Origin of the sequence: Bacillus sp. SIMBA_031, assembly GCF_046535225.1 — a bacterium.
GTDB lineage: Bacteria > Bacillota > Bacilli > Bacillales > Bacillaceae > Bacillus > Bacillus velezensis.
On sequence record NZ_JAWRXC010000002.1, the window covers coordinates 221830 to 236906 of the forward strand.

At 46.4% G+C, this 15077-nt stretch carries 14 protein-coding genes; 3 read left to right on the forward strand and 11 right to left on the reverse strand.

Features of this window, described 5'->3' with window-relative positions; translation table 11 throughout:
- Positions 1–141 precede the first annotated feature (141 nt).
- The 3 genes from SB724_RS07975 to SB724_RS07985 all read right to left on the reverse strand — a co-directional run bounded on the left by SB724_RS07975 (position 142) and on the right by SB724_RS07985 (position 2540).
- Positions 142–1059: an MBL fold metallo-hydrolase gene (locus SB724_RS07975; protein WP_410570718.1), complete on the reverse strand. Its 918-nt coding sequence runs from the start codon at positions 1057–1059 to the stop codon at positions 142–144.
- Positions 1060–1105: 46 nt separating this feature from the next.
- On the reverse strand, positions 1106–1588 hold the full coding sequence (gene ybaK, locus SB724_RS07980) for a Cys-tRNA(Pro) deacylase (protein WP_038459314.1): 483 nt from the start codon (positions 1586–1588) through the stop codon (positions 1106–1108).
- Between the two features lie 67 nt (positions 1589–1655).
- Positions 1656–2540 (reverse strand): LysR family transcriptional regulator, encoded by an 885-nt coding sequence (locus SB724_RS07985; RefSeq protein WP_410570721.1) that lies wholly within the window; start codon positions 2538–2540, stop codon positions 1656–1658.
- 124 nt (positions 2541–2664) lie between these two features.
- Between SB724_RS07985 and SB724_RS07990 the strand changes: the two genes are divergently transcribed.
- Complete coding sequence (locus SB724_RS07990; protein WP_265971218.1) at positions 2665–3873, forward strand: MFS transporter; 1209 nt, start codon at positions 2665–2667, stop codon at positions 3871–3873.
- A gap of 149 nt (positions 3874–4022) precedes the next feature.
- On the opposite strand, the gene SB724_RS07995 is transcribed toward SB724_RS07990, so the two are convergent.
- The 7 genes from SB724_RS07995 to SB724_RS08025 form a co-directional block, all read right to left on the reverse strand.
- Positions 4023–7184, reverse strand: coding sequence for a bifunctional cytochrome P450/NADPH--P450 reductase (locus tag SB724_RS07995; RefSeq protein WP_410570723.1), 3162 nt, complete (start codon positions 7182–7184; stop codon positions 4023–4025).
- Positions 7185–7211: 27 nt separating this feature from the next.
- Positions 7212–7778, reverse strand: a complete 567-nt coding sequence (locus tag SB724_RS08000; RefSeq protein ID WP_014418456.1) for a TetR/AcrR family transcriptional regulator — start codon at positions 7776–7778, stop codon at positions 7212–7214.
- A 209-nt stretch (positions 7779–7987) separates the two neighbouring features.
- Positions 7988–8527, reverse strand: coding sequence for a class I SAM-dependent methyltransferase (locus SB724_RS08005; RefSeq protein ID WP_265971216.1), 540 nt, complete (start codon positions 8525–8527; stop codon positions 7988–7990).
- 172 nt (positions 8528–8699) lie between these two features.
- On the reverse strand, positions 8700–8855 hold the full coding sequence (locus SB724_RS08010; protein ID WP_265971215.1) for a hypothetical protein: 156 nt from the start codon (positions 8853–8855) through the stop codon (positions 8700–8702).
- A 172-nt stretch (positions 8856–9027) separates the two neighbouring features.
- Positions 9028–9168: a YrzI family small protein gene (locus SB724_RS08015; RefSeq protein ID WP_003152787.1), complete on the reverse strand. Its 141-nt coding sequence runs from the start codon at positions 9166–9168 to the stop codon at positions 9028–9030.
- Positions 9169–9557: 389 nt separating this feature from the next.
- Complete coding sequence (locus tag SB724_RS08020; protein WP_007408225.1) at positions 9558–10358, reverse strand: formate/nitrite transporter family protein; 801 nt, start codon at positions 10356–10358, stop codon at positions 9558–9560.
- Between the two features lie 266 nt (positions 10359–10624).
- Positions 10625–10993 carry a Na-translocating system protein MpsC family protein gene (locus tag SB724_RS08025; protein WP_007408224.1) on the reverse strand — a complete coding sequence of 123 codons (369 nt, stop codon included), beginning with the start codon at positions 10991–10993 and terminating at the stop codon, positions 10625–10627.
- 306 nt (positions 10994–11299) lie between these two features.
- On the opposite strand from SB724_RS08025, the gene fdhF reads away from it, so the two are divergent.
- Together fdhF and SB724_RS08035 are read left to right on the forward strand one after the other, a co-directional pair.
- A complete protein-coding gene (fdhF, locus tag SB724_RS08030) occupies positions 11300–14242 on the forward strand; it encodes a formate dehydrogenase subunit alpha (protein WP_087920802.1) in 2943 nt (980 codons plus the stop codon).
- Between the two features lie 17 nt (positions 14243–14259).
- Positions 14260–14751, forward strand: coding sequence for a helical membrane plugin domain-containing protein (locus SB724_RS08035; protein WP_130570754.1), 492 nt, complete (start codon positions 14260–14262; stop codon positions 14749–14751).
- A 39-nt stretch (positions 14752–14790) separates the two neighbouring features.
- Here the strand turns inward: SB724_RS08035 and SB724_RS08040 are convergent, their stop codons facing one another.
- The gene (locus SB724_RS08040) at positions 14791–15021 is read right to left on the reverse strand and encodes a YrhC family protein (RefSeq protein WP_007408222.1); all 231 of its coding nucleotides are present in this window, start codon (positions 15019–15021) and stop codon (positions 14791–14793) included.
- Positions 15022–15077 lie beyond the last annotated feature (56 nt).

Sequence of the window (15077 nt, forward strand, 5' to 3'; positions counted from 1 at the left end):
GTGAAACAAAAGAGTAAAAAGTTTTGTTTTTTACCGCAGGTTCCGGAAAAATCATGTTTTATACAGAGGCTGTTCACCTTTTATTGACAGCAAAACACCAACCGTCTTTAAACGATTGGTGTCGGCAGCGAAAACCTGCTGTTACAGCCAAAATGTTTCGCCAAGCGCTAATGCTTTCAGGTTTTCAGGAGGTAATGCAAGCCGGTCCCACTCGCCGTGCAGTCTGCTTAATGCTTCCGGGCCTGTATCATCAGCAAGCCGGAATGCCCCGTAATGCATGGGAATGAAACTGTCAGCCTTCAGCTCCAAAAACGCTTTCACGGCGTCTTCCGGATTGATATGTGACACTTGCATAAACCATTCCGGTTCGTATGCCCCGATCGGCATCAGAGCCGCCTTAATACGAAACCTCTTTCCGATTTCTTTAAAGCCTTCAAAATAGCCTGTATCTCCTGCAAAATAGATGGATTCGCCGTTTTCGCTTTCTATGACCCAGCCTCCCCAATGAGAGGTATCGGTATCCCAAAGCGTTCTCCGTGTCCAGTGCTGGGCCGGAACAAATGATATATTCACCCCCCGCATTTCAAAACGATCCCACCAATTCATTTCATGAACGTTTTTGCGGCCTTTTTTGTTGAACAGCTTTTTCAATCCCGCAGGCACGTAAAAATCCGGGTTTCCTCTCAGTTTTTTTATACTCGGAAAATCAAGATGGTCATAATGCCCGTGTGAAATGAGCACGGCATCAATGTCAGGCAGTTCGCTCAATTCATATCCCGGCTCTGTCAGCCGTTTTTGAAAACCCATCCGCCGCGCCCATACAGGGTCGGTCATTATGTTAAGCCCCTGTATTTGGATCAGAAATGAAGAATGGCCGATCCATGTTATGGCGGTTTCCGTCCGATTGACGGCAACATCACGGACATCCCTAGTGACCGCTTTCGGAATGTTCTCGCTTAAGTCTTTACTTTTTTCTCTTCGTTCTTTCATCCATTTCCACATGTCCCTGAATCCATGTTCATTCTTCACGCCATTCAAGTTTTCATATCTTTTTTTCATTATCATTCTCCCTTGACACGTGTATTCCATTAGATTCATCGGACATTTATACAATGTCTGTAAATACCGCCCCGCTTGCTTCGGCTAAATCTTGAGGCGCTGCTTTCAGCTGCATTCCGATTTTCCCCGCACTGACAATCATAAACTCCAGTGTTTCAGCGGATCTATCAATAAAAGTCGGAAACCTTTTTTTCATTCCGATCGGAGAGCAGCCGCCGCGCATATAGCCGGTCACTCCTAAAAGGTCCTTCATGGCAATCATTTCTATTTTCTTCTCACCTGCCGCCTTCGCAGCCTTTTTCAGATTCAGTTCTTTTGCAACGGGAACGACAAAGACGTAATAACGATCTGTTCCTGCAGATGCCACTAAGGTTTTATAAACATATTCGGCAGCGTATCCGATTTTTTGTGAAACGGAAAGACCGTCTGCGGGCTGTCCCCCTTCTGTTTTGTAACCTAATAGCTCATAGGGAATGTTTTGCTGCTCAATGATACGGACAGCATTTGTTTTCACTATTTTTTTCGCCATGGTTTTCCTCCGTTTTCTGTATTTCTGTCTGCTTTATTTTCAACTTCGATTTTAATAAAATGACCGCTCAGTTGCGTGCTTTGTAATACTCAAGTGCAAACTGTTTAAAACGCTCAGCAGCGGGAGAGAGAGCATAGTTTTTCAGCTGGGCTAACGCTATGGTGCGTTCGCATTGGTAATCTGCAACCGGAAGAAAAACGACCGGAAAGTATGAATGCTCCGCGGTTTTCGGCAGCACTGCAGCCCCCAGACCCGCGGCGGTCAGCCCTAATATGGTTGACACTTCCTCTCCTTCAAATGCGAGATGCGGGTGTATATTCAAATCCCGGCACATCAGATCAAACATATACCTCAGTCCGTATCCCGGTTTAAAACCCACAAAATCCTCGTCCTGCATCTCTTTCATTTGAATGCTTTTATTTCCTGCAAGCGGGTGGTTCTCAGGTAGCACCGCATAAAGAGGCTCTTTCTCCAACACTGTCCATTGTAAAAGCTCGCTGGGAAGCGGCGGGGAGGTGAGACAGATATCCGCATCTCCCGTTTCCACCATTTTGCGAAGCGTTTCATTTGCGCCTTGATAAAGCCGGAAGGTCACGTTTGGGTATAGCTTTTTAAATTCGGCAATCAGCTGAGGCATTAAGCGCAGCCCGAGTGTATGAAGAAAAGATACAGATATTTCGCCGTGTTCCAGGCTCATATTCTTTTTCACTTGTTCAACGCCTTCATTTAAAGCTCGTCTCGCTTGTTTTGCTTTTATTAAGAACTGCTCTCCGTGCCTTGTCAGCCGGACGGCTTTTGTCTCTCTGTAAAATAACGGCGCGCCTAATTCTTCTTCGAGCCTGATAATCGATCGGCTTAATGCAGGCTGAGAAATCATCCTTTCTTTTGCCGCATTTGTGAAATGCTGATGAGTTGCCGCCGCAATGAAGTTGTCAATTTGATGAAGCTCCATTTTCTCCTTCTCCCCTTTCTTCATAACCTACACGCATTAATTCTATAGTTATTATAAATTAGACACATTGAAATGAAAAGCGTACGATACATATATAACCAACAGTGAGAAAAGAGGGACATTCATGACGTTTATTCAGCCTCATACAAAGGCTTACAGAAAGGCCAGCTTGGCTCTGTTTATCAGCGGCTTTGTGACCTTTGCCACGCTTTACACGACACAGCCGCTTATGCCTTTGTTTTCGGAAGAGTTTCATATTTCCGCTGCGGCTGCCAGCTTAACTTTATCCATCTCAACAGCCGTTTTGGCATTTTCATTATTGGCCGCCGCTTCGTTGTCTGACGGATTCGGCAGAAAAAAATTAATGGTGCTGTCGTTAACAGCTACATCTGTTTTAGGTCTATTAACAGCGTTCAGTCCGACTTTTCCGGCGCTTTTGGCGATGAGGGCGCTGCTCGGTATTTTCCTGGCAGGCGTTCCGGCTGTCGCTATGACATATGTAGGCGAGGAGTTTGATCCGAAGGGCCTCGGGAAAATGATGGGCTTGTATATCAGCGGCACAAGCATCGGGGGAATGAGCGGCAGGCTGTTAACGGGGCTTCTGACCGATGTATTCGGCTGGCGGCCCGCGCTTGCCATCATCGGCATTCTTTCTATTGTATTAAGCTATTTGTTTTGGCGTTTTCTTCCGGCTCCGCGCCATTCGTCTGAGCGGCATGCGGGCGTAAAAGCGGCATGTAAGGAATACGGAGCGGTCCTGCACCGCAAACGGCTGCTTTTGTTAATATCTCTGGGATTTATATTAATGGGGAGTTTTGTGACATTATATAATTATATCGGCTTTCATTTAATGGCGGCTCCTTACCATTTGTCGCAGACTGTGATCGGTTTTATTTTTATTGTCTATCTCGCGGGAACGTTCAGCTCGGTCTATATGGGGAAAAAAGCAGATCTTTTCGGAAGCGCGAAAATGATTAAGATTGCGATTTTTGTTATGCTTGCCGGCGCAGCGGTGACACTTTTGCCCCAGCTTGCGCTTAAAATCGCGGGGATTGCCGTCTTTACCTTCGGCTTTTTCGGCGCGCATTCGATCGCAAGCGCCTGGGTCGGCCGCGCAGCCGGTGATCATCGCGCGCAAGCCTCTTCATTATATCTGCTTGCATACTATATCGGTTCAAGTGTGGCCGGGTCTTGCGGCGGTTTCTTTTGGACGCATTTTCATTGGATCGGTATCATTTCATTTATTTCGGTTTTGCTATTGCTGTCTTATCCGGTTTTATTTCTGGCGGAATTCAGAAAAAAGGGACATAGCCGTCTGCATGTAAATCAATAAAAACATTAAAGATTTGTGTCTTTTGTCCGATACTAAAGATAAGGCCGGCACGATACTCCCTATAACTATTCCTTTTGATTCAGTAGATTTCAAATATCGTGCCGGCTTTCTTCAATTAAAAAACATTCTTCAGTTGTCTCACTCTTCTGTTACATACCTGCCCAAACATCTTTCGCATATCTTCCTTCCGCCTGCAGCTGTTCAAGCCACTCCAAGGAAACTTTTGAATCAGTGTTATGCACCTTTTCATACGCCTGAAGCAGTACATTTTCCACGGCCGGAGCCATTTTGCTTCCGTCACCGCATATATAGAGATGGCCGCCTTGGTCAAGAAGAGCAATAATTTGTTCAGCCTCGCGAAGCAGAACATCCTGTACATATACTTTACAGTCCTGATCTAACCTGGAATACGCCCGGCGCACGGTGACAAGGCCGTTTTTCTCCGCATGGTCGAATTCATTTTTGTACAGATCGTCTTGTTCAGGATGTCTGCAGCCGAAGTATAAATGAGCTTCGCCCAGGCTGTTACCGGACATTTTTTCGGCAGCACGCGCCTGGATAAATCCCCTGAACGGCGCAATTCCTGTGCCTGCTCCGACCATAATGAGAGGCGTTTTCGGATTTTCAGGCAATGCGAAACCCGACTGCGGCGAGCGGATGAAACAGACGGCAGAATCGCCATTCTGTAATCCGGCTAAATAGTTCGAAGCCACGCCCCGGTATTCCCCACGGCCGCTCCATGCCGGAGCCGTCACAACGCCGACCGTGATACTGAGCTCCCCGCTAGTTGCCTTCGGTGAGCTTGAGATTGAATAATAGCGCGCCTTTAAGGACGGCAGAAGTTCTAAAAAGCGCTCAAACGGCAGTTCACATGCAGGATAATCTTCCAGCAGGTCCAGCATGGTCATTCGTTTTTTCAGCACGTTTTCTTTATATGCCGTATCATCAGAATAAAGATGCTCCAATTCTTTTTGATGCGGCGGGCACACGGTATGTGCGGCAAGTTCGCGAAGCTGGGCTCTCGTTGCCGGCTCCTGCAGCTCTACATAGGACGCCAAGAGCTCCGGCGCATTAACCGGCCGGTCCATCGGCAGATGAGGCAGCTGCCGGCCCTTGATCTTAAAGTGCTGGTTCGGATCAAGACCGAATCGGCGAATGACACGGCTGATCAGTTCCCCGCTGTTTTGCGGAAGCACCCCGAGATGATCTCCTTCCTGATACGTTTCTGTTTCGGGGAGACGCAGCTCAATATGCCGGACTGAGCGCTTGCTGCTTTCGGTATGAAGCTCTTTGTTTGTGATGACCTCCGCCTCAAATGCTTTGTACGTTTTGGCAATCGGCGTCTCGGCTGCTTCACTTACGTATTCGATTGATAACTGTGATTTGTTTGTCTGTTTTGGAGCGGCCTCTATATGAAAAGCCTTCATGATGTCCTTCCAGAATGAGTCTTCCCAGGCTTCCTGACTGTACTCAAAATCATCGGCATTGTCGCCCTCCCCGATAGAGGTCAGCCGTTTTGCCCCTTTTTCTTCAAGCACTTTGTCTATCAGGCGGGGGATCCTCTGGTAAGTGGCGGCCCAGTTGCGGTCTCCGCAGCCGAAAACGGCGTAAGAAACACCCTTTAATTCCTGATCTTCAAGGGTTTCCATCCATTTCACAAAACCCGCCGCATTATCAGGCGGCGCCCCGTTATAAGAAGCCGTAACAATAACGACCGCGCCTTTTACAGGCAGTTTCCCGGCATAATCATCGAGCGGGCCGGTTTCAGTTGAAAATCCTTTGCTTCTTCCGATATCAGCCAGCTCTTCCGCGATTCCTTCCGCAGTTCCTAAATTTGATCCGTAAAGAATGAGAAGCGGTGTTCCGTGGGACGGGATTTCTTTCGTTTCTTCTTTGTGACCGCTTCCTTCAGCTTTATGGTTTTGTACGGGCTGATGATTGGACACGTCCTTGTTTTTCACACGGATTTTAAAATCACCGGGTTTAATGGTTAGAGCTTCTTTAATCGTAAGCTCATAATCAGTATGATCAATCAGTTCAAAGTGTTTCAGGACAAGGCCGAGCACCATTGTCGCTTCCTGCAGGGCAAACTGCATCCCGATGCATGCGCGCTGTCCGTTTCCGAACGGCTTATACGCATCAGCCGGAGTGGCCGCGGGATCGCTGAACCTTTCCGGACGGAATGACTCGGCATCTTCTCCCCACGCGCTTTTATCCCGATGCAGCTGCGGAGTCAGAATCGTCACCGGCTGTCCCTTCGCAATCGGATATTTCCCGCCGAGAACCGTATCTTCCTTCGCGTACAGAGAAAATGCCGGGGCAGTCGGATACAGCCGCAAAGTCTCGTTTAGCACCATGCGGATATATGTCAGCTGCTGAATCTGCTTATATTCAGGGGTCTCTCCCGTCAGCACCCGCTCGGCTTCCTGAACAGCTTTTTTCAATTTATCTTTATTTTTCAGCAGGCAGTATATCGCAAAAGAAAGCAGCCCGCTTGTGGTTTCATGCCCAGCGATCAAAAAGGTAATGATTTGATAACGGATATTTTCATCATCCAGCCTTTCCCCCGTTACAGGGTCTTTCGCTTCAAGCATCAATGCTAAAAGGTCAGACAGATTCTCATCCGGATTTTCCCTCCGCTCAGCGATGATCCGGTCTACAAGCGAATTCATCTCTTCAATATCCTGCTGGAACTGATGTCTCGTTTTGATCATCAGCTTGTCCTGCAGGCTGTGTCTCTGCGATTGGCGCATTGCCTCCTGCAGCGCACGAAGCATACTTGTGATAAAAGGATGCTGTGTGTCGCGGTAAAAGCTGTTAAAGCGGTAATGAAATCCGCACAGGCCGATTGTATCCAGCGTCAGGCGCGTCATATCTTCGGCAACGTCAATTTCTTCATTCGGATTTAATCTGCTCCACTTCTGCACGAGCTGCATGGCAATATCCAGCATCATTGAATGATAGCCTTTCATCGCCTTCTGGCTGAAGCTCGGCAATAAAATCCGATGCGCTTTCTGCCAGTTCTTTTCGTGAGTCCAGCTCGTAAATAGTCCGTCACCGCCAAACTCACGGACTTTCAGCAGAGCTTTGCTGAGGTTTTTGTCAAATCGCTTTTCATCACAGACTTCTGCCGCAAGCTCGCGGCCTGATACGAAGACCCCGACAGAGCTCGGAAATTCAAAACGAAAGATCGGGCCGTATTCTTCGGCAATTTTCCAAAGCGATTGTGACAGTTTTTCTTTTTCCAAGTGAGGGAGATTTTTCAGAGGCCCGTATGTTTTCGGCTGCGGTATAGCGCTTAGCTGTTTCATATCGATCTTCCTTCCTTCGGCGTATAATTAATGAGTTCTGATGGCATCCCAAGAACATTGTTCCAATTCTTTCAGAAACGGTTTTGTTATTTCGACGCTTCCCGTCCGGACAAGCTGATAGAGTTTGAGATATGCCCCGAGCAGCAGCGCCATCAGCACATTGGACGGCAGATTGCGGAGCACGCCTTCAGACTTGCCGCGCTGAAAAAAGACGTCAAGCATCTGTGTTATTTCATCAAGAAGCTTACGGCTCGTTTCATTCAGAAAGTAGGCGTCCTTATTCGTTTCAAGAAAAAACAATGCATACTCACTTTCCTTCGTAAAATCAATCAGACAATAAAACAGGTGATGAAACCCTTCTCTTACAGATATCCCCTGAAAGTCTGTTTTGACTTTTTTCATAAAACGCTGCGCACTTTCCTGATACAGTACGTTCACAAGTGTCTCTTTACTGTCAAAGTAACGGTAAATTGTGCCGGTTCCGACATCGGCCTGAGCGGCAATCATCGGAATCGTCGTGGCGTCAAATCCTCTATCTGTAAACAAAGTAAGCGACGCTTTCATAATGAGTTCAACCTTGTTTGAAGCTGTCATTTCATCCCCCTTTCTAAATGCGGAATGAATATTCATTCCGTTTGTTCAAAATATTTAAAATGTACGGTCATCTGATTACCATTGTATAAGAAAAAAACTTTTTTTAATATAAAATATATGTGAAATAACCAAAAATAAGGAAATATGCCCAATTTCACAAAAAGAGCTGCAGTGACTTAAGCAGCTCTTTTTATTTCCCAAGAAATATTCTATTTAATGGCAGTAATAAAATGGAATGAATCTCTGCTGACAACTGAAATGTCTCTGAAATGCTGATCATAGAGCACCCCAATCACATCCTTCTCACTCATCCGCGAAGGTTTCAAAACCATATAGAAACACCCGTCAATTTGAAGAACGCGGTACACTTCTTTACATGCTGTCCGGTAATCGCTGACTGTTTCAGCAGTATGTAATGAGAAGACTTTATGAAAGCTGCGGTCGCGGAACGGTATGCTTTCCGGCCTTCCCTGCTGAATGTTTCCGAGCCCGGCTTTTATAACCGAACGGTTTGCGCGCTGTGTTTTCCGTATTTTACGTTTCGATGTTTCTATGCTTTTAAGACTGCCCTTTTCAAGCTGTCCGATGATTTGTTTAAACATTGAGCCGTTTCCGGTCCCGATTTCCAAAATGCGGTCGTATTCCTGTATGTCCATCAAGATTTGCTGAATGACTGACTCTGCCGGTTCTGATGCAGCAAAGTATTTCGCGCGCATTCGTTTTAATGCTGAAGATGTATGTTGCAACATTGTATAACACCCGCTTTTCCATTCCTGTGATTTATTATTCAGAAATAATATTACCTCGTATTAGTATGAGGTACTAACTAGACGCACTTCTCTTCATGAACGTTTCGATTTATTTGAAATTTATATTTGTTTTCATAAAAAAAAGACGGAAAACGTAGGTTTTCCGCCTGCTCTAGTACCAATAATACGGTGCTATATATCTTGTCTGCCGGGAAAGCGCCGCCATTCTCTGCCGGCGATACGGGTTGCCGTAGCCGTGTTTAAATGAATGGGGCATTGACGTATACCCGTGCCCGATGGATGGAATTCTGTTCTGACCGCCTTGCATGCTATCACCCGCTTACCAATTTTTCTTTCTTTACCATGGTATGCAGGCCGTCTGCGACGTGACAGCAACATCCTCGCTAAACCTGGTCCTTCTCCATTGTGTAATGATTCAGCAGTTCAATTCTGAACATGATGATCTCCTCCTTCTCCTCCGTTTTGGCCCTTCGTGTCCGTTAGTTCATATAAAAATGTTTCAGCTGGCGTTCTTTCGCTTCATTATAAAACTCTTCGACCTGCTGTTCTCGTTCATACTCTTCCGCACTTTTAAAACGCTTTGAAATGGTCAGTGTTAAAAAGAAAAGATTGATGGTCATTATCGCTCACCCCCTTTCAATATCCGCACAAGCGAAAATAACCCGCAGCAAAGTTCATATGCGCTGCGGGCAGACTAAATCCGCAGACAAAAGAAGACGGTGCTTCTTTCCCTGCGGGGAGCTGCGAATGTCCTGATACTCCGAAATTAACGTGCTTGACGGGCAGAGGTTAAGGAAGGACACGAACTCTTCCACAGGCTGAATCGGTTCAATTGTAGATTTTGATTGCCGTTTAACGTCGTCATGTGATTCAACCTCCCTTTGCTTTTTTCTTACTTTGTAAGTATATCCATCAGCTTCCATTTTGTAAACATTTTTCTCAAGATTTGGACGGAAAATGTGCTGGCATTCCGCTTCAATTGTCCGTGTTTTCCGGCATCTTTATTACCTCAGGAAACTCTTTTCATCCCTTGCTTTTTCTGATCTTTTTTTGAATATGCAATAAAATAAATAAGGCCGACAAACACTGCCCCGCCGATGACATTCCCGATAAAGGCCGGAATGAGATTGCCAATCAGATCACCCCACGAAAAAGAACCTGCAAAAATCGCAGCCGGGATGATAAACATATTGGCTACAACGTGCTGAAAACCAATTGCGACAAACGCCATAATCGGAAACCATATACCCGCGATTTTTCCGGCTCCGTCTTCCGCGCCGAAAGAAAGCCAGACGGCCAAACAGACAAGCCAGTTACAGCCGATCGCCGAAACAATGACTTTTCCAAACGGCATATCCAATTTGCCTTGTGCGACCGCAATCGTTTTTTCCAAATACGGTCCTGTTTCGGTTAATCCGACAACATGTCCGAAAAAGTAAGCGACAAACAGTGCGCCGACAAGATTCATCAACGTCACGATCACCCAATTTTTCACTAATGCACCGGCGGATATTCTTCTGGAAAACAGCGCCATGGATACCGACATCATATTTCCCGTAATCAGCTCCGCGCCGGCAAGAACGACGAGCACCAATCCGATGGGAAACACGGACGCCCCGATTAAACTCGACAGGCTTCCCCATTCTTTCGGAAGGTCGCCGATGACACGGATATCAAGCAAATAACCGAGTGCGATAAACGCTCCTCCCAAAAATCCTAATACAATCAGTGCTGAAAGCGGTGAATGCACCTTTTTTACCCCTGATTCGACCGCAAGCTCCGCTATTTCGTCCGGTTTACGAAAAGCCATAATAACCCCTCCATTTATCATTTCAGCCCGCAGTTTCCAAAGACGCCTAACAAAAAAGGCAGCATTCAACTAACCCGTCTGAAAAAACGGGGTTTGAATGCTGCCTAACTTGTATGCATACCCATACAACAATATCAAGCAGAATGAAAATATGCGGTATAGAATATGTACAGATCATGCACACATTCCATAAAAAATCGTCCTTGGGCCACTGCTGGCAGTTCATATCATATCAAATGTGACAATTTCGTGTCAATTGAATATTGTCAGCTTTTGATTTCTTCTTTATGCTCTTCAATTGAGCGGTCAAAGACAAACACCGATACGGCAATATTTTCCTCTATTTTAATATCTGAAAACAGATGCACCAGCTTTGCTCCGATGAGCTCTTCCATTCCGTCAGGCGTTTGTTTTGAATACAGTTCCTGAATTAAGCTGGTCCGCGCCGCATGAACCATTTCTCTTCCTTCAGGCGTGCGTGCGATAAACTGCTCACTTGCGCTTAGATTGCCGTAAAGTGTAGATACCGCCATGTTATCCACAAAAACGGTGTGAATTCGTTCAGGCCCCTTTCCAAATAATTCTTTGCGCAATTTCCGGATAATATCGTTAAATTCATGAATTTTTTTAGACATATTGTCCCCTCCGATTTTAGCCTATGAAAGACATTCCCGGTTCCCCTTTGTGACATTTCACCTGGTTAAATTTTTCCTTTCGTATTGTATTATAATAAATATCACCTTATAATAAAAGCAGTGAAGATGGATTTGTAATAGGAAACGTGTTATGAGTCTATCGTTTTATACAAATAGGATTGGTCTGTTAGTAAGACTTGCTAGTGAACTATTCCGCCATGCGTATTTATACCGTTCTCCGGACAGGAGGCCGGTATCTATGTGCATGGCTTTTTTTCGAGTTTACAAGATGGAGGGGAATTGGAAGTGACAGACGTTCAGTCTATCCGTGTCAAAATTGACGGCACGGAGTATGAAGCACCAGAGGGGTCTAAGATTTTAGATATTTTAAACCAAAACGGAATTGAGATTCCGCAAATATGCCATGTACCGGAAGTGGATCCGATTCAAACATGTGACACCTGTATTGTTGAAGTAAACGGGAAATTGCAGCGCTCTTGTTCCACGGCTGCAGAAAACGGGATGTCCATCTCGCTTACGTCGGGAAGGGTAAAAGAGGCTCAGACAGAGGCCATGGACCGCCTGCTCGAGAATCACCTGCTTTACTGTACGGTATGCGATAACAACAACGGCAACTGCACACTGCATAATACAGCGGAAATGATGGGAATTGAGCATCAGAAATATCCGTATACGCCGAAAGATGATTCAAAGTGCGCGGTTGATATGTCTCACCCGTTTTACCGCTATGATCCGAACCAATGCATCGCCTGCGGCCAGTGTGTGGAAGTGTGTCAAAACCTTCAGGTGAATGAGACCCTTTCAATTGATTGGGAGCGCGACCGCCCGCGGGTCATTTGGGATGAAGGCGTCGCCATTAATGAATCATCCTGCGTCAGCTGCGGCCAGTGTGTCACTGTCTGCCCTTGTAACGCACTGATGGAAAAATCAATGCTCGGCCAAGCCGGATTTATGACAGGAATAAAAGAAGATGTCATGGAACCGATGATTGATTTAGTAAAAAATGTTGAACCCGACTATACAAGCATCTTCGCCGTGTCAGAAGTGGAAGCGGCTATGCGCGATAAACGGACGAAAAAAACAAAAACAGTCTGCACGTTCTGCGGCGTCGGATGCTCTTTTGAAGTATGGACAAAAGGACGTGACATCCTTAAAATTCAGCCTGTTTCCGATGCTCCGGTTAACGCGATTTCCACTTGTGTGAAAGGGAAATTCGGCTGGGACTTCGTGAATTCGGAAGAACGGATTACAAAACCGCTTATCCGGAAAAACGGCGCATTTGTTGAATCGTCATGGGAAGAAGCTCTTGATCTTGTCGCTTCAAGACTCGGTTCGATCAAGGCCGAACACGGAAATGGTTCTGTCGGCTTTATTTCTTCTTCTAAAATTACGAATGAAGACAACTATGTCATTCAAAAATTGGCGCGCCAAGTATTTGAAACCAACAACGTGGATAACTGCTCACGCTACTGCCAGTCACCGGCAACGGACGGCTTATTCCGCACCGTCGGAATGGGCGGTGACGCCGGCACAATTAAAGATATCGCAAAAGCGGGCCTCGTGCTCATCGTCGGCGCCAATCCGGCGGAAGGACATCCGGTTCTGGCCACACGCGTGAAACGCGCCCATAAACTGCACGGCCAAAAACTGATTGTTGCCGATCTGCGCAGAAATGAAATGGCTGAACGGTCCGACCTCTTTATCAGCCCGAAACAAGGGACTGACCAGGTCTGGCTCATGGCAGTAACGAAATATATGATTGACCAAGGCTGGCACGATCAAGCGTTTATTGATGAAAATGTCAACTACTTTGATGATTATAAAGAAACGCTGGAAAAATACACATTGGAATATGCGGAGCGCATCACCGGACTTTCTCAGGATACGATCATCCGTATTGCCGAAATGATTCGTGATGCTGACGGCACTTGTGTTCTTTGGGGCATGGGCGTTACTCAAAATACAGGCGGCTCTGATACATCAGCGGCGATTTCCAACCTGCTGCTTGCCACAGGAAACTACCGCCGTCCGGGGGCCGGAGCCTATCCGCTGCGTGGACATAACAACGTTCAAGGCGCTTGCGATATGGGAACTCTTCCAGGCTGGCTTCCGGGGTATCAGCATATTACCGATGATGCGGCACGCGCTAAATTCGAAAAAGCTTACGGTGTTGAAATTGACGGCAAGCCGGGTCTTGATAATATCGAAATGCTCCATGCGATTGAAGAAGGAAACATGAAAGCCATGTATCTTGTCGGTGAAGATATGGCGCTCGTCGATTCAAACGCCAACCATGTTCATGACATTTTATCCAGCCTTGATTTCTTTGTTGTGCAGGATATTTTCCTTTCAAGAACGGCGCAATACGCGGATGTCATCCTGCCTGCGGTTCCATCTCTTGAAAAAGACGGAACATTTACAAACACAGAGCGGCGTGTGCAAAGATTGTATCAGGCGCTTCCGACACTCGGCGATGCAAAACCCGACTGGTGGATTATTCAGGAAGTCGCCAATCGTTTAGGCGCTGATTGGAATTACACGCATCCTAGCGACATTTTCTCAGAAATGGCGAGCCTTTCTCCGCTGTTCGGAAAAGCAAGCTACGACGTCCTTAGCGGTTGGAACAGCTTCCTGTGGGGAAGCTTTACGGGAGAAAGCACTCCGCTTCTTTATGAAGACGGCTTTAACTTCCCGGACAAAAAAGCCCGTTTTGCGCTGAGCGATTGGGTGGAGCCTGCTGTATTCCCTGAAGAATATGACCTGCATATTAACAACGGACGGATGCTTGAACATTTCCACGAAGGAAACATGACAAACAAGTCAAAAGGCATTCAGTCTAAAGTTCCGGATGTATTTGTTGAAGTATCGCCGGAGCTCGCGGCTGAACGCGGAATTTGCGACGGGACAATGATCCGGCTCGTCTCTCCTTTTGGAGCGGTTAAATTGAACGCGCTTGTGACAGACCGCGTCCGCGCAAATGAGCTTTATCTGCCGATGAACTCTACAGATAAAGATTCTGCGATTAATTTCCTGACCGGGCCTGCGTATGATTCACGGACACATACACCTGCCTATAAGCAGACAAAAGTCCGCATGGAAGTGCTCGGTTCCTGTGATACTCCGCCGCTTCCGAAAACGAATCCGCGGAACAAAAAACGTCATCCGCAAAACGGTGTGGAAGCTCAGCGAAAATGGAACCGTCCGGGCTATGTGCACTTAACTGATTAAGGAAAGGAGGAAACATTATGGCAAGCCCAATTACTGAAATTCAAAAAGAAACGAAAACAGAGGAACAGCTGAAAGCTGAAAAACTGGAAGAGCTGAAGACGCTTCTCGCAGAAAATGAAGAAGCCGTCGCGAAAACGATGTCTATCATGGCAGAGCTGAATAGCTTGGGCATTTTTGATGCCGCCGGCTATATGCTCCAGGCAAAAGAGGAGATTGCCAAAATCGCACTCGGACAGATTTCCCGGGAACCTGTCACCAATCTCCTGAATACGATGATGGCCGCGGGAGGCGCGCTGTCAAAAGCTGATCCCGAATTTATGGGCAGACTTTTAGAAAGCGCCATGGCCGGGACGGATCAGGCGCAAAGATTTTTAAAAGAGGACAGGAAAGTCAGTATGTTTGAACTGATGAAAGCCGTCAGTGATCCTGATATTAACCGCGCGCTCGGCTTCGGGCTGCAGTTTTTAAAAGGAATGGGAAAAGAATTACGTGAAACCCCGTCTGAATAAGAAATGAAAAAGCCATTGTCAAAAGACAATGGCTTTTTTTTATTCTTCGGCCTCTTCCAGCCTCTTTTTATAAATAAGTGAACGGTCAACGCAGAAATAAGCGCCCGCTAAAAATACACAATCCGTTACAAACATCAGCATTTTCTGGCCCGCAGTCAGCCCTTGTCCGGGAAGAACCGCGCCGATATAAATGAAGGTGCTGACTGCAAGCAGAATAAATGCGTAATGCTTAAAATCTTCTATTAATGATTTCAGTCTTTTCTTCTCCATATAAGGTCACCTGCCAGTTTTATAGTCTACCAACATTATAATACAAGCTGACAGCC

Excerpts from the sequence above, each read along its gene's own strand:
- SB724_RS07975 (WP_410570718.1), bottom strand. The coding sequence starts at position 1,059 with ATGAAAAAAAGATATGAAAACTTGAATGGCGTGAAGAATGAACATGGA.
- ybaK (WP_038459314.1), bottom strand. The coding sequence starts at position 1,588 with ATGGCGAAAAAAATAGTGAAAACAAATGCTGTCCGTATCATTGAGCAG.
- SB724_RS07985 (WP_410570721.1), bottom strand. The coding sequence starts at position 2,540 with ATGGAGCTTCATCAAATTGACAACTTCATTGCGGCGGCAACTCATCAG.
- SB724_RS07990 (WP_265971218.1), top strand. The coding sequence starts at position 2,665 with ATGACGTTTATTCAGCCTCATACAAAGGCTTACAGAAAGGCCAGCTTG.
- SB724_RS07995 (WP_410570723.1), bottom strand. The coding sequence starts at position 7,184 with ATGAAACAGCTAAGCGCTATACCGCAGCCGAAAACATACGGGCCTCTG.
- SB724_RS08000 (WP_014418456.1), bottom strand. The coding sequence starts at position 7,778 with ATGACAGCTTCAAACAAGGTTGAACTCATTATGAAAGCGTCGCTTACT.
- SB724_RS08005 (WP_265971216.1), bottom strand. The coding sequence starts at position 8,527 with ATGTTGCAACATACATCTTCAGCATTAAAACGAATGCGCGCGAAATAC.
- SB724_RS08010 (WP_265971215.1), bottom strand. The coding sequence starts at position 8,855 with ATGCAAGGCGGTCAGAACAGAATTCCATCCATCGGGCACGGGTATACG.
- SB724_RS08015 (WP_003152787.1), bottom strand. The coding sequence starts at position 9,168 with ATGACCATCAATCTTTTCTTTTTAACACTGACCATTTCAAAGCGTTTT.
- SB724_RS08020 (WP_007408225.1), bottom strand. The coding sequence starts at position 10,358 with ATGGCTTTTCGTAAACCGGACGAAATAGCGGAGCTTGCGGTCGAATCA.
- SB724_RS08025 (WP_007408224.1), bottom strand. The coding sequence starts at position 10,993 with ATGTCTAAAAAAATTCATGAATTTAACGATATTATCCGGAAATTGCGC.
- SB724_RS08035 (WP_130570754.1), top strand. The coding sequence starts at position 14,260 with ATGGCAAGCCCAATTACTGAAATTCAAAAAGAAACGAAAACAGAGGAA.
- SB724_RS08040 (WP_007408222.1), bottom strand. The coding sequence starts at position 15,021 with ATGGAGAAGAAAAGACTGAAATCATTAATAGAAGATTTTAAGCATTAC.